At 78.1% G+C, this 20,425-nt stretch carries 22 protein-coding genes; 12 read left to right on the top strand and 10 right to left on the bottom strand.

Features of this window, described 5'->3' with window-relative positions; all coding sequences use genetic code 11:
• The first annotated feature begins 132 nt into the window (after positions 1–132).
• From ACWIZO_RS09605 to ACWIZO_RS09565, 9 genes are all read left to right on the top strand, one after another.
• Entirely contained in the window at positions 133–1,569 is a 1,437-nt protein-coding gene (locus ACWIZO_RS09605; protein WP_448642247.1) for a glycosyltransferase, read from the top strand.
• Entirely contained in the window at positions 1,566–2,777 is a 1,212-nt protein-coding gene (locus ACWIZO_RS09600; RefSeq protein ID WP_448642246.1) for an exosortase/archaeosortase family protein, read from the top strand. The genes ACWIZO_RS09605 and ACWIZO_RS09600 overlap by 4 nt, the downstream gene beginning before the upstream one ends.
• On the top strand, positions 2,774–3,838 hold the full coding sequence (locus ACWIZO_RS09595) for an ATP-grasp domain-containing protein (RefSeq protein WP_448642245.1): 1,065 nt from the start codon (positions 2,774–2,776) through the stop codon (positions 3,836–3,838). The genes ACWIZO_RS09600 and ACWIZO_RS09595 overlap by 4 nt, the downstream gene beginning before the upstream one ends.
• Positions 3,835–4,986, top strand: a complete 1,152-nt coding sequence (gene wecB, locus ACWIZO_RS09590) for a non-hydrolyzing UDP-N-acetylglucosamine 2-epimerase (RefSeq protein WP_448642244.1) — start codon at positions 3,835–3,837, stop codon at positions 4,984–4,986. The genes ACWIZO_RS09595 and wecB overlap by 4 nt, the downstream gene beginning before the upstream one ends.
• Positions 4,983–5,723 carry an HAD family hydrolase gene (locus ACWIZO_RS09585; protein WP_448642243.1) on the top strand — a complete coding sequence of 247 codons (741 nt, stop codon included), beginning with the start codon at positions 4,983–4,985 and terminating at the stop codon, positions 5,721–5,723. Before wecB ends, ACWIZO_RS09585 begins: the two co-directional genes overlap by 4 nt.
• 104 nt (positions 5,724–5,827) lie before the next feature.
• Positions 5,828–6,370: a hypothetical protein gene (locus tag ACWIZO_RS09580; RefSeq protein ID WP_448642242.1), complete on the top strand. Its 543-nt coding sequence runs from the start codon at positions 5,828–5,830 to the stop codon at positions 6,368–6,370.
• A gap of 144 nt (positions 6,371–6,514) precedes the next feature.
• The gene (locus ACWIZO_RS09575) at positions 6,515–7,252 is read left to right on the top strand and encodes a PIG-L deacetylase family protein (protein ID WP_448642241.1); all 738 of its coding nucleotides are present in this window, start codon (positions 6,515–6,517) and stop codon (positions 7,250–7,252) included.
• A 103-nt stretch (positions 7,253–7,355) separates the two neighbouring features.
• On the top strand, positions 7,356–8,066 hold the full coding sequence (locus ACWIZO_RS09570) for an SDR family NAD(P)-dependent oxidoreductase (RefSeq protein ID WP_448642240.1): 711 nt from the start codon (positions 7,356–7,358) through the stop codon (positions 8,064–8,066).
• Entirely contained in the window at positions 8,066–8,650 is a 585-nt protein-coding gene (locus tag ACWIZO_RS09565) for an SDR family oxidoreductase (RefSeq protein WP_448642239.1), read from the top strand. The genes ACWIZO_RS09570 and ACWIZO_RS09565 overlap by 1 nt, the downstream gene beginning before the upstream one ends.
• A 1-nt stretch (position 8,651) precedes the next feature.
• Here the strand turns inward: ACWIZO_RS09565 and ACWIZO_RS09560 are convergent, their stop codons facing one another.
• Positions 8,652–9,335 (bottom strand): cyclase family protein, encoded by a 684-nt coding sequence (locus ACWIZO_RS09560; RefSeq protein ID WP_448642238.1) that lies wholly within the window; start codon positions 9,333–9,335, stop codon positions 8,652–8,654.
• A 162-nt stretch (positions 9,336–9,497) separates the two neighbouring features.
• On the opposite strand from ACWIZO_RS09560, the gene ACWIZO_RS09555 reads away from it, so the two are divergent.
• Both ACWIZO_RS09555 and ACWIZO_RS09550 read left to right on the top strand, forming a co-directional pair.
• Positions 9,498–11,078, top strand: a complete 1,581-nt coding sequence (locus ACWIZO_RS09555; protein WP_448642237.1) for a purine-cytosine permease family protein — start codon at positions 9,498–9,500, stop codon at positions 11,076–11,078.
• On the top strand, positions 11,075–11,488 hold the full coding sequence (locus ACWIZO_RS09550; protein WP_448642236.1) for a YybH family protein: 414 nt from the start codon (positions 11,075–11,077) through the stop codon (positions 11,486–11,488). The genes ACWIZO_RS09555 and ACWIZO_RS09550 overlap by 4 nt, the downstream gene beginning before the upstream one ends.
• A 567-nt stretch (positions 11,489–12,055) precedes the next feature.
• On the opposite strand, the gene ACWIZO_RS09545 is transcribed toward ACWIZO_RS09550, so the two are convergent.
• The 9 genes from ACWIZO_RS09545 to ssd all read right to left on the bottom strand — a co-directional run bounded on the left by ACWIZO_RS09545 (position 12,056) and on the right by ssd (position 19,436).
• Positions 12,056–13,525 carry a gamma-glutamylcyclotransferase family protein gene (locus ACWIZO_RS09545; RefSeq protein ID WP_448642235.1) on the bottom strand — a complete coding sequence of 490 codons (1,470 nt, stop codon included), beginning with the start codon at positions 13,523–13,525 and terminating at the stop codon, positions 12,056–12,058.
• A gap of 48 nt (positions 13,526–13,573) precedes the next feature.
• Positions 13,574–13,981 carry an Rv3654c family TadE-like protein gene (locus tag ACWIZO_RS09540; RefSeq protein WP_448642234.1) on the bottom strand — a complete coding sequence of 136 codons (408 nt, stop codon included), beginning with the start codon at positions 13,979–13,981 and terminating at the stop codon, positions 13,574–13,576.
• A complete protein-coding gene (locus ACWIZO_RS09535; RefSeq protein WP_448642233.1) occupies positions 13,978–14,322 on the bottom strand; it encodes a TadE family type IV pilus minor pilin in 345 nt (114 codons plus the stop codon). The genes ACWIZO_RS09540 and ACWIZO_RS09535 overlap by 4 nt, the downstream gene beginning before the upstream one ends.
• 53 nt (positions 14,323–14,375) lie before the next feature.
• The gene (locus ACWIZO_RS09530; RefSeq protein ID WP_448642232.1) at positions 14,376–14,741 is read right to left on the bottom strand and encodes a DUF4244 domain-containing protein; all 366 of its coding nucleotides are present in this window, start codon (positions 14,739–14,741) and stop codon (positions 14,376–14,378) included.
• Positions 14,742–14,930: 189 nt separating this feature from the next.
• A complete protein-coding gene (locus ACWIZO_RS09525; protein ID WP_448642231.1) occupies positions 14,931–15,563 on the bottom strand; it encodes a hypothetical protein in 633 nt (210 codons plus the stop codon).
• A 64-nt stretch (positions 15,564–15,627) separates the two neighbouring features.
• Entirely contained in the window at positions 15,628–16,374 is a 747-nt protein-coding gene (locus ACWIZO_RS09520) for a type II secretion system F family protein (protein WP_448642230.1), read from the bottom strand.
• 10 nt (positions 16,375–16,384) lie between these two features.
• Complete coding sequence (locus ACWIZO_RS09515; protein ID WP_448642229.1) at positions 16,385–17,182, bottom strand: type II secretion system F family protein; 798 nt, start codon at positions 17,180–17,182, stop codon at positions 16,385–16,387.
• Entirely contained in the window at positions 17,179–18,318 is a 1,140-nt protein-coding gene (locus ACWIZO_RS09510; RefSeq protein WP_448642228.1) for a TadA family conjugal transfer-associated ATPase, read from the bottom strand. Before ACWIZO_RS09510 ends, ACWIZO_RS09515 begins: the two co-directional genes overlap by 4 nt.
• Positions 18,315–19,436 carry a septum site-determining protein Ssd gene (gene ssd, locus ACWIZO_RS09505; RefSeq protein ID WP_448642227.1) on the bottom strand — a complete coding sequence of 374 codons (1,122 nt, stop codon included), beginning with the start codon at positions 19,434–19,436 and terminating at the stop codon, positions 18,315–18,317. Before ssd ends, ACWIZO_RS09510 begins: the two co-directional genes overlap by 4 nt.
• 127 nt (positions 19,437–19,563) lie before the next feature.
• Between ssd and ACWIZO_RS09500 the strand changes: the two genes are divergently transcribed.
• On the top strand, positions 19,564–20,418 hold the full coding sequence (locus ACWIZO_RS09500) for an HAD family hydrolase (RefSeq protein ID WP_448642226.1): 855 nt from the start codon (positions 19,564–19,566) through the stop codon (positions 20,416–20,418).
• Positions 20,419–20,425 lie beyond the last annotated feature (7 nt).

Below are 20,425 nucleotides of genomic sequence, written 5' to 3'. Positions count from 1 at the left end.
GGGCTCCCCCGACGGCGGCTGTCGCCCGCCGACGTCCGCCGTCGCCGCTTCCGCTTGAGGTGGGTCCTCCCGCTGCCGATCCACCCGTGAGGTGGCGCAGGCGCGTCCCCGGCGCGCGCAGGAGGAGGACCCGTGGCACACGGCAGCGATCGCCCGGAGGGCCGGCCGCTGGTCCTCGCCGGCTACGTCGTCGCCGTCACCGCCGCCGCGGTCGTCTTCGGCCTCGACCCCGTCCTCGGCGTCCTCGCCGGCGCGCTGAACGTCGTCTTCGGGGTCTACTTCTGCCGGCACCTGGCCTTCGCCGTGGCCGCCGCCCGCTGGGCCGAGCGCGACCTGCTCGCCGCCGACGTCGGCCTGGACACCTACACGCCGCCGGTCGCGGTCCTCGTCGGGTGCAAGAACGAGGAGCTCGTCGTCGACGGGATGGTCGCGGCGCTGCTGGCGCTGGACTACCCGGCCGACCGACTGACCCTGGTCGTCGTCGACGACGGCTCCGACGACGCCACCGGCGCCAAGCTCGACGCGTGGGCGGCGCGGGAGCCCCGGCTGCGCGTGCTGCACCGGCCGCCGGGCTCCGGCGGGGGCAAGTCCGGCGCCCTCAACGACGCGCTGGACCTGGTCGAGGCCGAGGTCGTGCTGGTCTTCGACGCCGACCACGAGCCGGAGTCCTCGGCGCTGCGCCGCCTGGTGCGGCACTTCCGCGACCCCGTCGTCGGCGCCGTCATGGGCCGGTGCGTGATCCGCAACGGCCGGGACTCGCACATGGCCGGCACGGTGTTCGTCGACTACCTGTCCGGCTACCTGGTCAACGAGTACGGCCGCCAGGCGCTGTTCGAGCTGCCCGCCTACGGCGGGGCCAACTGCGCCGTCCGCATGTCCACGCTGCGCGCCCTCGGCGGGTGGAACCCCGAGACGGTCACCGAGGACACCGACCTCACCCTGCGGATCCTCGCGGCCGGGCAGCGGGTGCGCTACGACGTCTCGGCGATCGACTTCGAGGAGGCGGTGGTCAGCGCCCAGCGCTTCTGGAAGCAGCGCTACCGCTGGGCCCGCGGCCACCAGAAGTGCCTGCGCGACTACTGGCGGCCGCTGATGCGCACGCCCCACCTCTCCCTGCTGGAGAAGGTGGAGACCTCGCTGTTCCTGGCCGTCTACCACGTGCCGATGCTCAGCGGCCTGGGCCTGCTGCTCACCGTCCTGCGCGCGTTCGGGATCGGCGACCTGCCGGTGGTCGGGCTGCTGCCGCTGTCCATGCTGCTGTTCATCGGCCCGCTGGCCGAGCTGTGCGTCGGCCTGCTGGTCGGCCGGGTGGAGCGGCGCTCGGCCTGGCGGCTGCTCGGCTTCCTGCCCGCGTTCGCGCTGTCCGTCTGGATCACCTCGCGGGCCTACGTCGACGGCATGCTCGGCCGGCCCTACAGCTGGGTGAAGACGACGCGGTCGGGCGCCACCTCGACCGTGGACCCCGCACTGCCGCCCGCCGGCACGGGGCCGGACGTCGCCGTCCCCGGGTCCCGGCCGCGCTCGTTCGCCCTGGCCGCCGGCCCCGGACCGCTCGGGGGACCGCGGTGACCGCCGGCGGCCTGGCGCTCCCGCCGGCCCGGCGCAGCCCGTGGCGCGCGGCGAAGCGGCGGCTGCTGCCGGTCGTGCTGGACCTGCTGCTCGCCGCGGCGATCTGCCTGCTCGGCTTCCGGTACCTCGCCCGGCCCCTGCAGGTGCTGGAGGCGGCCGGCCTCGCCCGGGTCCTGGGCTGGATCGCGCCGGGGCAGGCCTCCGGCGTCGTCCCCACGCACGTCCTGCTCTTCCGCGGCGACGGCGAGATCATCGACGCGGTCGTCACGCTGTCCTGCTCCTCGGTGCTGTCGGTGCTGGGGCTCGTCGCGCTGACCGCCGTGGTCCTCCGCGGCCGCGGGCTGCACGCGGTGGCGGGCCTGCTGGTCGCCGTCGCCGCCCTGCTGGTGCTCAACCACGGCCGGCTGCTGCTCTCCGCCCTCGCCGGCCTGTGGTGGGGCGAGGGCGCCCTGGTGGGCTTCCACGACTGGGTCGGCACGCTGTGGAACCTGGTCGCCACGCTCGGCGGCTTCCTGCTCATGGTGTGGATCGCCCTGCCGGCCCTCGACCGGGCGGAGCAGGACGTGGAGGGCCGGCACACCGCGCGCCGTCCCGACAGCTGGGCCCGGCCCGGGCTGGGCTACCGCGCGCCGGAGGACGACGACCGGCGCGGACGTCGCCGGCGGGTCACGCTCACCGGGCTCCTGCACCGCTACGTGTACCCGCGCCGGCTCTCCGGGTGGCTGGCCGCCCGCCGGGAGGCCCGGCGCATCGACTACCGGCTGGGGCACCTGCCCGCGCACGAGCGGGTGGAGCGCGTCCGGGAGCTGGCCGCCGACGGGCTGGGCGCGCACGCCGCGTCGCTGGTGGCGGTCGCCACCTACGAGCAGGACCCCGTCGTCCTCGACGCCCTCGCCGAGGCCGTGGCCGCCCGCCAGTGGGAGCCGGTGACCGGCGACCGCGTGGCCGCCCTGCGGCTGTGGGCCCGGGGGTGGCTGCTGGCCCGGGGACCGCAGGACGACGACCCCGGTCCGCTGCCGGCCTCCCCCGCCGGGACGCACGCCACGGTGCCCGTCTGCCGGATCGCCGTCCCCCCGACCGCCGGCGCCCCGGCCGGTCCCCCGGCGGCGCCGCCGCGGGTCCGCCCGGCGCACGTCGACGCCGCCCCGCGCCCCCTCACCTTCGCGCGTCCGTCCCTCGCGCCCGACCTCCCGGAGGCTCCCCGGTGACCTCGACCCTGCCGGCCCGGCCGGCCTCCCCGACCCCGCCCGGCTCCCGGCCGGAGCAGCGGCCCGGGCCGCCGGCGGTGGTCGTCACCGGCGCCGGCGGCCCGGCCGGCGTCGCCGTGATCCGCCGCCTGGTAGCGCTGGGCCACCGGGTCGTCGGGGTGGACGCCGACCCGACGGCCGCCGGCGCGGCGCTGGCCACCGTCGGGGCCACGGTGCCGCGCGCCGACCACGCCCGGTTCGTCGACGCCCTCGTGGCCGTGGCGACCGCCTCCGGCGCCGACGCCCTCGTCGGGACCGTCGCCGAGGAGCTGCCCGCCCTCGCCGCGGGCGCCGAGCAGCTGGCCCGGGCCGGCGTGGCGACGTGGCTGCCCGACCCGGACGCCGTGGCCCTGTGCTGCGACAAGGCCGCGTTCGCCCGCGCCCTGCGGGCGGCCGGCGTGCCCCACCCCGCCACCGCGGACACCGGAGCCGGCCTGGCGCAGGTCCCCGGACCGTGGGTGGTGAAGCCGCGCGCCGGCCGGGGCAGCCGGGGCGTGCGGATGCTCGACACCCGCGCCGCGGTGGCCGACGCCCTGCGCGAGGACCCGTCGCTGCTCGCGCAGACCCGCCTGGGCGGCCGCGAGTTCACCGCCGACGCCCTCGTCGCCCGCGACGGCCGGCTGCTCACGGTGGTGCCGCGGTGGCGGGACGACACCCGGGCGGGCATCTCGGTGAAGGGCACCACCTTCGACTCGCCGGCCGTGACCGACGTGGTCGCCGGGGCGCTGGGGGCCGTGCGGCTGACCGGCCCGGCCAACGTGCAGGGGTTCGTGGCCGACGACGGCCGCGCCACCGTCGTCGAGGTCAATCCCCGCTTCTCCGGCGGGCTGCCGCTGACGCTGGCGGCCGGCGCGGACGTCGTCAGCACCTACCTGGCCGGCATCCGCGACCCCGGCGCCGACCTCCCCTCCCTGTGGTTCACCCCCGGCGTCCGGATGAGCCGGTACTTCGCCGAGACCTACAGCGCCGACGACGGCAGCCCGGTGCCCGACCCCTGCGCGACGGCGCAGGTGCGGGCGTGACCCGCGCGCGGCGCGTCCTGGTGCCCTTCGGCACCCGGCCGGAGGTGGTCAAGCTCGCCCCGGTGGTGGCCGCGCTCACCGCCGCGGGACACCGGGTCGACGTCGTCGACACCGGGCAGCACACCGACCCGGCCCTGTCGACGCGGCTGCAGGAGGCGCTGGGGCTCGCGCCCGGCCGCCGGTTCACGCTGCCGGCCGGCGACCCCGCCGCCCGACTCGGGGCGCTGCACGCCGACGCGGCGCGGGCGGTGACCGGCCTGCGGCCCGACGTCGTCCTGGCCCTCGGCGACACGAACACCGTCCCCGCCTACGCGCTGGCCGCCCGCGGCGCCGGGGTCCCCTTCGCGCACCTGGAGGCCGGGCTGCGCAGCCTCAACCCGCGCAGCGTCGAGGAGGTCAACCGGCGGGTGGCCGCGGCGGTCGCCGCGCTGCACCTGGCCCCCACGCGCCGGGCGGCGGCCTTCCTCGCGGCCGAGGGGGTGCCCGCCGAGCGGGTGTTCGTCGTCGGCAACCCGGTGGTCGACACCCTGGTGTCCCGCGGGGTGCGCCCGGTGCCCGTGGCCGAGCGCGCCGGGGTGCTGGTCACCGCGCACCGGCCGACCAACGTCGACGACCCGGTGCGCCTGCAGCGCCTCGTCGGGGTCGTGCGCGCCCTGGCCGACCGGGTGGGGCCGGTGACCTTCCCGGTCCACCCGCGCACGGCGGCCCGGCTGGCGGACACTGGCCTGGACGCCGAGCTGGCGCACCCGGACGTCACCCTCACCGGCCCGGTCGACTACGACGCCCTGCTGGGCGCCCTGGCCTCGGCCCGGCTCGCCGTCACCGACTCCGGCGGCATCCAGGAGGAGGCGGCCTTCCTCGGCGTCCCCGTCGTCGTGCTGCGCGGGTCCACGCCGCGGTGGGAGGGCGTGGAGGCCGGCACGACCACCCTGGCGAGCCTGGCCGACGACGCCGCGGCCGGCGCCGTCCTCGCCGCCGCCGCGCGGCACACCTCCGCCGAGGGGCAGGCCCGTGCCGCGACGCTCCCCTGCCCCTACGGCGACGGGACGACCGGCGAGCAGGTGGCCGCCCTGCTCGCCGACGGGGCGACCGACGCGCTGCTGACCCTCGACGAGCCGGACTTCTCCGACGGCCGGCTGCCGTGGTGAGCGCGCGACCGGCGCCGCCGTGGCACGGGCCCTCGCCGCTGGCGGTGGTGGTCGACCTCGACGACACCCTCTACCCGCAGGCCGGCTACCTGGCCGGCGCCGCCGCGGCCGTCGGTGCCGCGGCCTCGGCCGCCGGACTGGACGGGGAGCGGGTGCACACCGCGCTCCTGCGCGAGCTCGCCGCGGGCTCCGACAGCGGGGGCACCGTCGACCGCGCGCTGCTGGCCGCCGGGGTCCCCGCCGCGGAGGTGGCGGCGCGGGTCCCCGCCCTGGTGGCCGCGTTCACCGCCCACGCGCCCGACGTCCTCACGCCCTACCCGGGGGTCGTCGAGGCCCTCACCGCCCTCGGGCAGGTCACCGCCGTCGGGTGCCTGACCGACGGCAACCCCGCCATCCAGGCCGCCAAGCTCGCCGCGACCGGCCTCGGCCCGCTGCTCGGCAGCGTCGTGGTCACCGACGCGCTCGGCGGCCGGGCCGCACGCAAGCCCGCCCCCGGCGGGCTGCTCGAGCTGGCCGCCCGGCTCGGGGTCCCCGCCGACCGGCTGCTGGTGATCGGCGACCGCCCGGCCAAGGACGTCGCCGTCGCCGCCGCGGTGGGCGCGCGGGCGGTCCGCGTCCGGCAGGGCGAGCACGCCGCGGCGCCGGACCGGCCGGCGGCGTGGGCCGTCACCGACTCCTTCCCCGCCGCCGCGGACCTGGCCCTCGCGGTGCTGGCGCCGGCCGCCGCCAGGCGGTGATCCCCCGGAGGGGTGGACCCGGCGGCGTCCCCCTGTGGTCGCCGGCCCCGCCGGCCGATGGCCCCTGGTGGGCGGTCGTGCGCCCGGTCAGGAGGAGTTCGACCATGGCAGGCAACAGGCGGCGTCGGCGGCCGTCCCTCGGGACGCGCCTGGCGGTGACGGCGGCGGCGGGAGCCGTCGTGGTCCTCGGGACACCGGGGGTGGGGACGGCCGCCGGCGGCCCGATGAAGCCGCTGGTGACCTGCGTGCTCCCGGTGCAGGACGGCTCCTGGACGGCGGTCTTCGGCTACGACAACCCCACGCCGCTGACCTGGGACGAGTCCCGGGGCTTCGACAACGAGCTGACCCCCGCCCGTCTCGACGGCGTCCAGGTCACCTCGTTCGCGCCGGGCACCCACCCGGGCGCGTTCTCCGTCCGGGTCCCCGCGTCCACCCCGAGCGTCGACTGGCAGGTGCACAGCCGGCACGCCACCGCCTCGCTCGACGGGAGCGCGCGCTGCCCCTCGGCCACCGAGCTGCCGGCCGACGGCAACGGCCTGGGTGCCCCGATGGTGCTGGTCGCCGCCGGGGTCGTCGGGGCGGTGTCGATCGCGGTCTCCCGGCGCCGGCGCGCGGACACCACCGAGGCGGCCGCGGCGTCGACCTGACGTCACCCGCGGACCCGACTCCCTGACGGCCGGTCCTCCCCCGGAAGGGGGAGGACCGGCCGTCGCGCTCCACGCGGGCGCCGGATCCGCCGATGAGGAGGTGTCGGGCGGGGAGGCCGCCTCGAGTCGTGGAGGACACCGGCCATGGACGGCGGACGGACGGGGAGCACGGGACGCAGCGTCCTGGCCATCGGGGCGCACCCCGACGACATCGAGCTCGGCTGCGGCGGCGCCCTGCTGGCGCACGCGGCGGCCGGCGACACGGTGACCATGCTGGTCGTGACCGGCGGGGAGAACGGGCCCGGTGACGACCTCCGCATCGCCGGCCGCCGCGCCGAGCAGGAGCGGGCGGCCGCGCTGCTGGGCGCCCGGCTGCTGTGGGGCGGCCTGCTCGACTGCGAGGTCGCGGCCGACTCCGGCACGGTCCGCCGCATCGAGCAGGTCCTGGAGTCCACCCGGGCCGACCTCGTCTACGTGCACGCGCCCGACGACAGCCACCAGGACCACCGGGCGGTCGCCGGCGCCACGCTGGCCGCGGCACGGCGGCTGCCCCGCGTCCTGCACTACCAGAGCCCCTCGACCCTGACCTTCACCCCGAGCGTCTACGTCGACGTCACGGCCTCCGTCACCGGCAAGCTCGCCGCCCTCGCCGCGCACGCCTCCCAGGTGGAGATGTCGGCGATGGTCGAGCCCGACGCCGTCGTGGCCTCGGCCCGCCACTGGGGGGCGCACGCCCGGATCGGCTACGCCGAGGCGTTCCAGCCCACCCGGATGGTGCTCGACCTCGCGCCGACTCCCGCGTCCGCCGCCCGCTCGTCCGCCGCCCCCGAGGGCGTGCCCGCCGCGTGGTCGCTCATCCCGTCCGCCGGCCGGATCGGCTGACCCCGGCCCGCCGCGGACGCGGCGGCTGCGAGACTGGGCCGCCGCCGCGCACCGGCGGTCCGCCCGGGCGGACCGGCGCGACGGCACCGGGGGGTGGCGTGGCGTGGCCGACGAGTCGGACCGGCCGGGCGTCGCGGTCGTGACCGGAGCCGCCAGCGGCCTCGGCGCGGCGGTCGCCGGCGCGCTGACCGCTGCCGGGTGGCGGGTCGCCGGGTTCGACCTGCGGCCCAGCCCGGCGACGGCGCTGGGCATCGAGGTGGACGTGACCGACGCGGCCGCGGTCGCGGCGGCCGTCGACCGCGTGGAGCGGGAGCTGGGCGCCCTCGCCGCCCTGGTCACCGCCGCGGGCGTGTACGAGATGCGGCCCGTCGAGGAGATCGACGACGCGCGCTGGCTCCGGATGATGGCGGTCAACCTCTCGGGCACCGCGAACGCCTGCGCCGCCGTCGTCCCGCGGATGGTGGCCCGCGGCCGGGGCGGGGTCGTGACCATCTCGTCGGACCTGGGGGTCGGCGGCAGCCAGGGCGACGCCCACTACGCGGCCAGCAAGGGCGCGATCGTCGGGTTCACCCGCGCGCTGGCCGTCGAGGTCGAGGGCACGGGCGTCGCCGTCAACACGGTCGCGCCCGGCGCGGCCGACACCCCCATGCTCGACGCCGGCTCGCCGTGGCGGGCGGCGGACTTCCTCGCCACCCTGCCGGTGCAGCGGCTCGTCGGTCCCGCCGAGATCGCCGCGGCCGTGCGCTTCCTGCTCGAGGCGGGCCCGGCGGTCTCCGGGCAGGTCCTCTCACCGAACGCGGGGGCGACGATCTGATGGCCGGCCGGAACGCGCTCGTGCGCTGCGACGACACCGCGGTGACCGAGGCCGTCGTAGCGCGGCTGACCGCCGACGGCCTGCGCGTCACCGTCGTCCCGCCCACCGCCGACCCGGACGGCGCCGTGGCCGACGCGGTCGGGGACGGCGGCCTGGACGTCCTCGTCTGCGCCGTCGGGCGGCCGCCGGAGGCACCGTTCCCCGGCGCCGACCCCGCCCGGTGGTACGCCGGGGTGATGGCCTGCCTGACGCCGGCCTTCCGGCTCGCCCGCGCGGCCGCGCCGGCCCTGCGCCGCTCGGGGGCGGGGCGGCTGGTGTTCCTGGGCGGCGGGTGGACGGCCGTCGACCGCCCGCGGACGACGGCGGCCGGCGCGGCGGAGGGCGCCCTCGTCGCGCTGACGAAGACCCTCGCCCGCGACCTCGGCCCCGACGCCGTCACGGTCAACGAGGTGGTCACCGACCCCGCCGCCCCGCCGTCCCCCGAGGTCGTGGCGGCCGCGGTGTCCTACCTGTGCGGCGAGGCGGCCGGATCGGTCGTCGGGCAGCTGCTCACGGTGGGCCGGGGCGGGCCGCTGCGCCCCTGACTCAGCGCGCCACCCGGAACGCCACCGCCCGCACCGGGGCCCCGTCGGCCCCGGCCAGCCGCAGCGGCAGGACGCTGACCACCGCGTCGGTGTCGGGCACCGCGCCCAGGTCGCGCAGGTTCTCGACGATGACGCCCCCGGCACCGAGGACCTCGAGGTGGGCGGCGAACCCGTCGGCGGGCTCACCGCCGACGACGGTCTCGTCGAGGCTCAGCGCGTCGAGCCCGACGGTGCGCACACCCGCGGCCACCACGCGCGCGGCGGCGTCCCCGGTCAGGTACGGGTGGTCGAAGTAGGCGTCGGTCCCCCAGTGCTCGTCCCACCCGGTGCGCAGCAGCAGGATGCGGCCGGGGCCCAGCAGGGGGGCGCAGGGCGCCAGGTCCGCCCACTCGATCCGGCCGTGCGGGGGCTTGCCCCGGACGTCGGCGACGACGGCCGGGCCGAGGAAGTGCTCGAGCGGCAGCTCGTCGACGCGGGAGCCGTCCTCGAGGAAGTGGTACGGGGCGTCGACGTGCGTGCCGGTCTGCGAGCCCATGCGGACGTGCAGGACGTTGTAGCCGTCGGCCGCCACGGTGGCGGCGGGGGAGAAGCGGGCGACCGGGTCCCCGGGGTAGACCGGGGTGTCGTCGTCCAGGGGGTGGGAGAGGTCGACGACGTCGCGGAGGGACGGGGCAGGGCCGGTCACGGGGCTCCTCGGGGTGGGCGGTCGCAGGACGGGGTGCGGATCCGCCCGTCGCATCCCAGCATGCTGCCCCCATGGTGGGAAACGGCGGTTGTCTGTGAGTCAACCCGGCTCTACCCTCTGCGCACCGCGGTGGTCCGTCCACCGCCCCAGCGGGAGGTGCACGTGAGCGGAGCGGAGGTCGCCGGGGTGGCGGCCGGGCAGCGGCGGCCGCGGGCCACCGAGGTGGAGCAGCACGGGATCGACACCATCCCGGACGCCGAGCGGACGTCGCGGCCCCTCGACCTCTTCCGGATCCAGTTCGGCGGCGCCAACACCTTCGCCACCGTCATCCTCGGCACCTTCCCGGTGCTGCTGGGGCTGGACCTGGTGCAGGCGGTGGCCGCGACCGTCGTCGGCGTGGTCGTCGGGGCGCTGATCCTCATGCCCATGGGCCTGTTCGGGCCGCGGACGGGCACGAACACCGCCGTCTCCTCCGGCGCGCACTTCGGCGTCCGCGGCCGCGTCCTGGGTTCGTTCCTGTCGCTGCTGACCGCGATCTCGTTCTACTCGATCTCGGTGTGGGTCAGCGGCGACGCCCTCGTCGGCGCCTCCACGCGGCTGTTCGGCACCGGCGACTCCGACCTGCTCCGCGGGGTCATCTACGCCGTCCTCGGCGCCCTGGTGATCGTCGTGGTCATCTACGGCTACCAGCTGATGCTGCTGGTCAACAAGGTCGTGGTGGTGGCCAACACGGCTCTGATGCTGCTCGGGCTGGTCGCCTACGCCACGCTGTTCGACCCCTCCTACGACCCGGGTCCGCAGGCCTACGCGCTGGGCGGCTTCTGGCCCACGTTCGTGCTCTCCGCGCTGATCGTCATGGGCAACCCGGTCAGCTTCGGCGCCTTCCTCGGTGACTGGTCGCGCTACATCCCGGCCGACACCCGCCCGTCGCGGCTGATGGGGGCGACCTTCCTCGGTCAGCTGGCCACGCTGGTGCCGTTCCTGTTCGGGGTGGGGACGGCGACGATCGTCGCCGGTGAGGCCGACTACGTGTTCGCGCTGATCCAGGCCTCGCCGCTGTGGTACGCCGTGCTGCTCATGGTCGTGGCCTTCCTCGGCGGCATGTCGACCGGCGTGACCTCCCTCTACGGGACGGGCCTGGACTTCTCCTCGGTCTTCCCCCGCCTCAACCGGGTGCAGGCGTCGCTGTCGATCGGGGTGCTGGCCTTCGCCTTCATCCTCGTGGGCCGGCTGGTGTTCGACCTGCTGGCCAGCGTCAACGCCTTCATCGGCGCGATCGTCATCTGCACGACGCCGTGGATGGTCATCATGACGATCGGCTACTTCGTGCGCCGGGGCTCCTACTCCCCCGAGGACGTGCAGGTCTTCAACCAGGGCCGGATCGGCGGGCGGTACTGGTTCAGCGGCGGGGTCAACTGGCGCGGGATGGTGGCCTGGATCCCGGCCGCGATCGTCGGTCTGCTGTTCGCCAACTACCCGCCCCTGATCGAGGGCCCGTTCCGCAACGCGGCCGGCGGGGTCGACATCAGCCTGCCGATGTCCCTCGGCGTGGCGGCCGTCGTCTACCTGGCCCTGCTGTTCGCCGTCCCCGAGCCCCGGTACGTCTTCGGTGCCGCCGGCCCGCGGCTGGTCCCGGCCCGGGAGTCGGAGGTGCCCCCGGTGACCGACGACCCGCGCGCCTCCGTGCACCGCGCCGGCCGCCGCCGTCCGCTGCCGGCGGCCGAGGAGCCGGTGAGCCGATGACCGGGCACACCGACGCCGACGGCGCGGTCCGGCGCGCGGCCGCCGCGCTGGTGGCGGCCTTCGGGCGCAACGACCTCGAGGAGTACCTCGGCTGCTTCCGCGAGGACGCCACCTTCCTGTTCCACACCACCGGCCGGCTGCTGACCTCCCGCGAGGAGTACCGGCAGGAGTGGTCCTCCTGGGTCCGCGACGACGACTTCCGGGTCCTCGGGTGCGAGACGTCGGGCACCCACGTGCAGGTGCTCGGGGACACCGCCGTGCTGACCCACGCGGTGCGCACCACGGTGTCCAGCCGGGCGGGGCGGGAGGAGCTGCGGGAGCGGGAGACGATCGTCTTCGCCCGCGAGCCGTCCGGGCGGTGGCTGGCCGTCCACGAGCACCTCTCACCGGCACCGGGACCCGGCCGGTAGCGCCGCCGGCCGGTGCTGGGTGTCCTGCCCTGGCAGGTGGGTCGCGCGGCTGATCGCCGGACGGCACCCGGCCACCGCCCGGCGGAGCACGGCGAGGGCCGCAGCGGTGCAGCACCGCACAGCCGGTGGGCGCCGGTACCCGAGGCGAGCAGCGGTCTCCACCGGCCCGAGCCGGTGGGCCCGGGCGCATGACGTGCTCGACCTGCGGCGGTCGCGCGCCGCAGGCAGCGGCGGGACGCGCCGCAGGCAGCGGTGCGGCCCCGGCCCGCGGTCGACCGTGGCGGCTTCGCCCCGGCCTGCCCGTGGGAGACCGCCCGGTGCTCGGCCGTGGGCGGGCGGGGCCGGAGGCCGCCGCGGCGCGGGCGGTGGTCCACCCCTCCTCGACCAGGGCGCGGGCCGGGCGCAGACGCCGGCGTGGAGTCAGGGCGGCACCAGCGCGGCCACCAGCAGCCTGCTGGTCCGTGTCCTGGTGCCCTCAGCAGCCCAGGCCACGTCCGGCAGGCCCTCCTCCCACGGGATCCGGCAGTCAGTTCCCCGTGGTCGCACGTCCCTGACCGACGTCGCCGGTCACTGGGGCTGGACCGGCGGCGCGACGCCGTCCTCCCGGTCCAGGGGCTCGACGGAGGCTCCGTCGAGCTCCGCCACGCCGGCGAAGCCGTCGGCGGTGCCCTGGATCCGGGCGGCGGCGTCGCGGACCGAGTCGAAGTAGCTCTGCTCGATGACCAGCTCGCCGGTGCCCCGGCGGCGGCGGAAGTCGGCGACCGCCGCCGGCTTGGGCACGTAGGTGAACACCCGCGGTGGACGACGCTCGTCTCGGTCGGGCCAGCTGACGGCCGCGCTGACGTCGGTGCGGTCGTAGTCCTGCTCCCGCAGGTCGAAGTCGGCCAACTGCCTGGGCCCGACGCGGACGACCACACCGCGGACCGACGCACCGTCCTCCCGCTCGAGGCCGAGGCTGACGATCCGTCCGGTGAACACCGGCCGGCCCGGGGTGAGATGGCGGTAGCGCCGGTGCTTGTGCGCCGGGTCGCTGGCGACGTTCCACCGCCGTCGCCACCCCTGCAGGGTGGCCGTCCGCGCGTCGCCGGGGTCCAGGCCGGCAGCGCTGAGGTCCGCGTCGCGCATGAGCGAGCCGTAGACGAAGACGTACACGTCCTGGACCCCGTGGAAGTTGCCCCAGCCAGAGTCCGCCCCGATCTCGGGCCCGATGTCCTGGAAGATCCCCTCCTCGTCGATGTCGCTCGGGCGCTTGCCGTCGGCGGCACGCAACGGATAGACCCACCTGCTCCGGAACTGCTCGTTCGTCGAGGTCATGACGCCCTCCACGATGACCAGCAGCCGGGCCGTGTCGCGTCGGACCAGGTGCCCCTGGACCTCGATGGTCTCCGGGCCGACGGGCAGCCCCGGCCGGTCGGTCGGCCCCAGGACGACGCGGAAGGTCGTCGGCTCGCCCTCTCCGGCGATCGGCCAGACGTGCTCGGTGCCGTGCTCCCCGCGCACCAGGTCCAGCTGCTTGTTGCGGTGCACGGTGGGGCTGTCCTGCGGGGTCCACTTCAGCCACGCCCGCACCCGCACGTCGGCGAGGTCGACGGTCAGCCGGTTGTAGAAGCGCACCGCCAGTACGAAGTACCCGGGCGGGTGGACCTCGAGTGTCGGCCGCTGCCGCCACCGCAGCGGATCGTGCGAGAACAGCTTGAACACGAAGGCACCGAGCACGAACACCGGCAGCAGCACGCTCACCAGGGCGTTGAGCAGCGCGAGGGCGTAGTAGAGGAGCGAGCGCCCCGGTTCCCCGAACAGCGAGTCCGGTCCCCACATCGCCTGGAACGCCCGGCGCACGACGTCGACGAACCCGGAGCTGCCTCCGTCGTCGACGAGCAGGACCGTCGAGACCACCAGGGTCCAGCCCAGGACGAGGAGGAAGTAGACGCCGACCACCTGGACCAGATCCAGCTTGCTCAGCAGGATCGCCAGCGGCACGGACCGCTCGGGCCCGGACCGGCGCCGCCCCAGACGCCCGCGAACCGTCCGGCTCACGGCTCCCCTCCTCCGTCGGGCCGGCCTCGACCCGTCCCCGGGCGGAGTCTAGGTCGGCACGGCGGACGGGCTGGGTGGCGGGTCCGGCCCCGCGACCGCCTCCTCCACCGGTCCCGCCCGGGCGCTCGCCACTGCTCCACGGGTGCCCAGCGGGCCGAGCCGGACGGCGACCTCGGCGGTCACCGTGACCACCGCGCCGTCCTCCACGGAGCAGGCGGTGAGCGCGGCTCCGTTGGCCCGTGCCACCTCGCCGGCGGCGGTGCAGGCCGCGGGGTCCCCGGCCACCGCCCGGGACGCGGCGGCCAGGGCGGCCAGGTCGGCCGCGGAGCCCGCACGGTGCCGCGCGACGACCGCGGCTCCGACGAGCAGCGCGGCCAGGCCGACGGCGGCGAGGACGCCGGCCAGCGCCACGGTCCACACCGTGGCGGATCCGCGCTCCCGGTCCCGGCCGCTCACCCCGGCTCCCCGGTGGCCACGCCCGGCTCCAGGCGGGCGACCGCGGTCGCGCCGACCCCGGTGCCCAGGCGCACCGGCCCGACGGGGACGACCTCGGCGCTGACCGTCACCCGGACCTCGGCCCCCTCGACCGACACCGTGGTCACCGCGCCGTCGGGCGCCGCACGCGCGGTGACCGCGCGGACCACGGCCGGGTCCTCCCCGCGGGCGGCCGCCCGTGCCCCCTCCCGCGCGGCGTCCACGCAGCGCAGCTGCGCACCGACGACCACGACGGCGGCCACGACGGCGGCCAGCACCAGCACCAGCACGGGCAGGACGACGGCGGTCTCGGCGGTCACCATGCCCGCCTCCCGCCGGTCCGCCGGGACGCTCCCCGGCTGCGGCCGACGCACGGTCAGGAGAGGACGCCGAGCGCGGACTCGACCAGGTCACCGAGTGCGCTGACGATCGAGCCGCCGGTCACCACGCGGTAGAGCACCGCGGCGAAGGCGCACGCCGCCACCGTGCCGACGGCGTACTCGGCGGTGCTCATCCCGGCCTCCGGCTGCGCGGTGACGCGCGCCCAGCGGCCGGCGAGCCCCTGCGGCGGGGCCGGTGGCTCGCCCCGGAGGGCGGCCTCGTCGGCGGCCTCGTGGGCGACCTCGTGGGCGGCGCGCCCGGAGGCGGGGGGCTCGGAGGCGGCGCGCTCGGAGGCGGCGCTCTCGGAGGCGGCGCTCTCGGAGGCGGGGGGCTCGGGGGTGTGCGGGTTCTTGACGGTCACGGGTCCTCCTCGGGGTCCGCCCCGCCGCTGCGGGACACGCCCCGACCCTCGCCGCGCCCGCCGGCCCGCTCCAGCGCCTGCGCCGACCTGTGGGCGGGCGGTCCGCCTGTGGACGGCGCCCCGGCACCGCGCCGGACAGCGCTGCCGACGCCTCGCCGGCGCCCCGCCGCGGCGAGGCGCCGGGTCGCCTCAGCGGCGCAGCGCCTGGCTCTGCCGGTAGGACCGGTCCCGCACGGCGCGGAGGAGGGGGACCGGCTGGAGGTCCTCCGCGCCCAGGGTGGGCAGGAAGCGGAGGGTCTCCGCCTCCGCGTCGGGCAGCGCCGGGCCGAGGGTCAGCCGTCCCCACCGCGTCCAGCGGCCGGCGAGCGAGGCCGCGAGCAGCTCCCAGTCCGCTCCGGTGCCCTCGCTGCGCGCCCCGAGCACGACCACGCGCCCGCTGCCGGTCCGGTGAGGCAGCACGGCGGAGTACGTCCGGCCGAACGGCTCCGGCAGGAACACGTGGCGCAGACCGGGCGGCCCGCCGGCGGTGTTGACCAGCACGTCCAGCGGCCCGTGGTCGCGGCCCAGCCCGGGGAACCGGATGGCGAGCCCGACGACGTCCGGCAGTGGCGCGGGCAGCCCGACGGCGCGGGAGACGCGGACCACGACGTCGTGCCGGCCGGCCTGGTCGAGCACCCGGGCGCCCCAGCGGCCACCGCCGTCGGTCACGACGGTCGCGGTGGAGGCGTGTCCTCGGGGGTGGAAGACCCGCGCCCCGCGCAGCGCCGTGCCGAGAGCGAGGGAGGCCGCCGTGGCGGCGCGGGGCAGGGCGAGCAGGTCCATGCCCTCCGGCTACCCGGCCGGGCGACCGGTGACCCCGGCGTCCGCGCCGGCCCGCGGGTGGTGCTCACCCGAAGACCTGGCCGGCGATGCCCAGCACGAGCGGCGCGATGCCCAGACAGACGAAGGCCGGCAGGAAGCACGCCCCCAGCGGGGCGAGCACCCACACCCCCGCCCGGCGCACCCCGGCCTCCGTGCGGCTGCGGGCCGCCGTGCGGGCCTCGCCGGCGAGGGTGCGCAGCGCCGGCACCGCCGCGGCGCCGGACTCCCCCGCCCGGACCAGCACGCGCCCCAGCCCGGCCAGCTCCTCGGGTGCCGCGCTCCAGGCCACGCGCGCGGCCGCGCCCAGCCGAAGCCGGCCCGCGACGTCGGCCAGCGCCCCGCCCAGCGGGCCGGGCAGGGCGGGGGCGACGGCGGCCAGCGCACTGCCGACCGGCAGGCCCGCACCGAGGCAGACCGCCAGCAGGTCGCAGGCCACCGGCAGCTCCGCCGCCACCTCCGCACCCGCGTCGTCCCGGACCGCCGCCCGCCGCAGCAGCCGGTCGGCCAGCACGGCCGCGACGACGCCCGCCCCGGCGCCGGCCGGCCCGCCGAGCAGCAGGGCGGTGGCCAGACCGGCCGCCGCCGGCAGCACGAGGCGCCGGACCCCGCCGGGCGGCTCCTCGACGGCCGCCCGTGGCGCCACGGGACCAGCTACGGGGACCGCCACGGGCGGCCGGGTCACCGCACGCACCCGCGCGGCCAGTCGCGCGGCCGGCGGCGGCCACACGGCCAGCGCGGCGGCGAGCAGCAGGGCCGCCAGGACCGGTGTCACGGCGTCCCCCTCACCGCAGTGCCCGCCGCACCAGGCGTGCCGACCACGCCAGCCCGGCGGCCTCCAGGGCGACGCCGAGGAGGAGCAGCACCTGCCCGGCAGCGGTCGTGGTGAGCACCGCCCACGGGTCCGCACCGATGCCGCTGCCCATCGCCAGCGCCAGCAGCGGCAGCCCCGCCAGCAGCGCGGCGCTGGCGCGCGGACCGGCGGTCGCCGAGCGCAGCTCGAGGCGCTGCCGCCGGCGGGCGCGCAGGTCGTCCTCGACCGCGCCGGCCACCGCGGCCAGCGAACAGCCGGTGCGGGCGCTGAGCAGCACCGCCGCCGCGATCCGCCCGAGGGCGCGGTCGAGGTCCGATCCGACTTCCGGCGGACCGGCCTCCGGGGCGCGCAGCGCCCGGGCGAGCGCCGCGCCGCTCCGCCCGTCGGCGCACACGGCGACCGCCGCCCCGGTGGCGGCCTCGAGCGGGCGGCCGCTGCGCAGCTCGGCGGCCAGGGCGGCGAGGGCCTCGGCGAGGGAGTCGAGCCGCGCGTCGTCCCGCCGCTGCTCCCGCTGCCGGACGAGGGCGCGGACGCCGCCGGCGCCCAGCACGCCGGCCAGGACGGCGACCAGCGGCGTGCTCAGCACCGCGGCGCCGGCAGCGGCGAGCGCCGCGGCCGCCACGGGCCAGGCCGGCGGCGGCAGGGCGGTCACGAGCGACGTGGGCGCCGCCTGTCCCCGGGTCAGCCGGCGCAGCCGCCGGCGGCGGTGGGCCGACCGGCCGGGCCAGAGCAGGGTCGCCGTCGCGACGAGCAGCAGTGCGCCGCTCACCCCGCCGTCCCGTCCAGCAGCGCGGCCAGCCGCCGCTCCCCCGGGCACGGCCCGCCGTCGGCGCGCCAGCCCGGTTCGACGGCCACCAGGTCACCGTCGCGGCGGACCACTCCGATCTCCTCCACCCGGCGGCCCGCCGGGGCACGGCGCAGGTGGACGACGACCGCGAGGGCGGCTGCCGCCTGGCTGTGCACGGCCCTGCGGTCGAGGCCGGCGGCCACCCCGAGCGCCTCCAGCCGCGCCGGCACCTCACCGGGCCGGTTGGCGTGCAGGGTGCCGCACCCGCCGTCGTGCCCCGTGTTGAGCGCCGCGAGCAGGTCGGTCACCTCGGCGCCGCGGACCTCACCGACGACGAGCCGGTCCGGCCGCATCCGCAGCGCCTGGCGCACGAGGTCGCGCAGCGTCACCCGGCCGGCGCCCTCGACGTTGGGCGGGCGGGTCACCAGCCGGACGACGTGCGGGTGGGCCGGCGTCAGCTCCGGAGCGTCCTCGCACAGCACGATCCGCTCGGCGTCGGGCACCTCGCCGAGCAGCGCGGACAGCAGGGTGGTCTTGCCCGACCCGGTGCCGCCGGTGACGAGGAAGGCCAGCCGGGCCCGCAGCACCGCCCGCAGCAGGCCCTCCGCCGCGCCGGGCAGCGTGCCGCGGCCGGCGAGGTCGGCCAGGCCCAGGGAGCAGCGGCGCAGGACGCGCAGCGACAGGCAGGTGCCGGCGCCGGCGACCGGCGGGAGGACGGCGTGCAGGCGGGTGCCGTCGGGCAGTCCGGCGTCCACCCACGGCGCGGCGTCGTCGAGGCGGCGCCCGGCGCTGGCCGCCAGCCGCACGGCGAGCCGGCGGACGGCGTCCTCGTCGGGGAAGCGCACCCCGGCGCGCTCCAGACCCGCGCCGCGGTCGACCCACACCTCGGCGGGGCCGTTGACCAGGACGTCGGTGACCCCGGGCTCGCGCAGCAGCGGCTCCAGCGGTCCGGCGCCGGCCAGCTCGTGCACCGCGTCGCGCACCGCGGCGAGGACGTCGGCGTCCCCCAGCAGCCCGGCCTCCTCGCGGACCAGGGCGGCGACGGTCGCGCGGCTGGGCGGTCCCGGTTCGAGCGCCAGGCGGGCGCGCACGCGCTCGACCAGCGGCAGTGCGCTCACGCCGCCCACCCGGGCCGGTCGACCCCGCCCAGCAGCCGGCGGGCGAGCGCACCGAGCGGGCTGCGCGGTCCCACGGCCGGCGGCTCGCCCCGCTCCCCCCGCGTCAGCGCACCGCGGTCGTGGCCCAGCTCCCCGGCCACCGGGCGCCCGGCCACGACCGCCACGTCCTGGGTCGACAGCCCGCCGGGCACGGGACGCACGACCACGCGGGCCGCCGACCACGGCGCGGGCCCACCCGGCGGACCGCACAGCAGCAGCCGGGCGGCCGAGGCGGCGCGCAACCGGGCGGGGACGACGAGCACGCCCAGGTCGGCCTCGGCGAGCGCCGCCTCGGCCAGGGCACCGCCGTCGCCCCCCGGGCGCGGCAGGTCGACGACGACCGGCCACCCGCACGCCCGGGCGGCGTCCACGACGGCGGTCAGCGCCTCGGCGGGCACGGCTGCCGGGTCCTCCCGCGAGGCGGCCAGCACGCGCACCCCGCCGACCTCGGGCAGCGCGGCGAGCAGCGCGTCGCCGGCCACCCGGCCGCGGACACCGGTCAGCGCCGGCCAGCGCAGCCCCTCGGCGTCCTCGGCGCCCAGCAGCAGGTCCAGCCCGCCGCCCCACGCGTCGGCGTCGACGAGCAGCACGCCGTCGGCGTCCTCGGCCGCGGTGAGGGCCAGCGCGGCGGCCAGCGTGCTGGCCCCCGCGCCGCCGCAGCTGCCGCCGACCACGGCCAGCCGGCCGCGCTCGACCGGCGAGCGGACGGCGTCGGCCGCGCGGGAGACCAGCCACGCCTCGTCCCCGGGCAGGACGGCGACGCGCTCGGCGCCCAGCTCGACCGCGGCCGCCCAGGCGGGCGCGGGCAGCGGGTCCGCCGCGACGACCACCACGCCCGGACGGCGGGGCAGCGTGCGGACCGCGGGGCTGGTGAGCACGTCGGCGCCGAGCAGGACGACCGCGGCCTCCCGCGCGGCCCGGCGCAGCGCGGGCCCCCCGGTGGCCACCTGCGGCTCGGTGCCGGCCGCGGCGAGGACCCGGAGGACGTCGTCGAGGAGGTCCTCGTCGGAGCTGACGACCAGCGGACGCGAGGACGCGCGCGGAGCGGGGGACACACGGCGGGACGGCGAGGCGGGCACGCGGCCGAGCCCAGCGCAGGAGGACCGTGCCGCGGCGCCGCGGCCGGGATCTGTGGATGACCCGCACGGGTGTGGACGGCGCCGAGGCCGGGGTCACACCCCGCGGGTCCGCTTACAGTCGTGAGCTGTGACCCGCGCCGCGGCGTTCTTCGACCTGGACAAGACGGTCATCGCCACATCCAGCACCCTGGCCTTCGGCCGCCCCTTCTTCGCGGGCGGGCTGATCAACCGCCGTGCCGTCCTCAAGGGCGCCTACGCGCAGTTCACCTTCTCCCTCGCCGGCGCCGACGCGCAGCAGATGGAGCGGATGCGGACGCAGATCACGCGGATGGCCACCGGCTGGGACGTCGGGACGGTGCACGAGATCGTCCGGGAGACCCTGCACGAGATCGTCGACCCGCTGGTCTACGCCGAGGCCGCCGACCTCATCGAGGAGCACCGGGCGGCCGGGCGGGAGATCGTCATCGTCTCCAGCAGCGGCGCGGAGATGGTCGAGCCGATCGGCGAGATGCTCGGGGCCGACCGGGTGGTGGCCACGCGGATGGTGGTCGCCGACGGCCACTACACCGGCGAGATCGACTTCTACGCCTACGGGGAGAACAAGGCCGAGGCGATGCGCCGGGTGGCCGTCGAGAGCGGCTACGACCTCGCCGACTGCTACGCCTACAGCGACTCGGTCACCGACCTGCCGATGCTCACGGCCGTCGGGCACCCCACGGCGGTGAACCCCGACCGGGCCCTGCGCCGGGCCGCCGCCGAGCGGGGCTGGCCGGTGCTGGAGTTCACCCGGCCGGTGTCGATGCGGTCGCGCTTCGGCCGGCCGGCCCCGGTGGTGACCGGAGCGGCGATGGGCGTGGGCGCGGCGGTGGCGGGCCTGGCCTGGTACGCGCGGCGGCGGGCGCTGCGCCTGCTCGCCGCCGCCCCGGCCGCCGTGGCGCCGCTGTCCCCGGCCACCGGTCGCTGGCGCCGCCGCGGCGCCTGAGGGAGGA

The organism is Geodermatophilus sp. URMC 63 (genome assembly GCF_053502565.1).
Note: the sequence above shows the minus strand (reverse complement) of the source record. Positions and strands in the feature narration are given on the sequence as shown.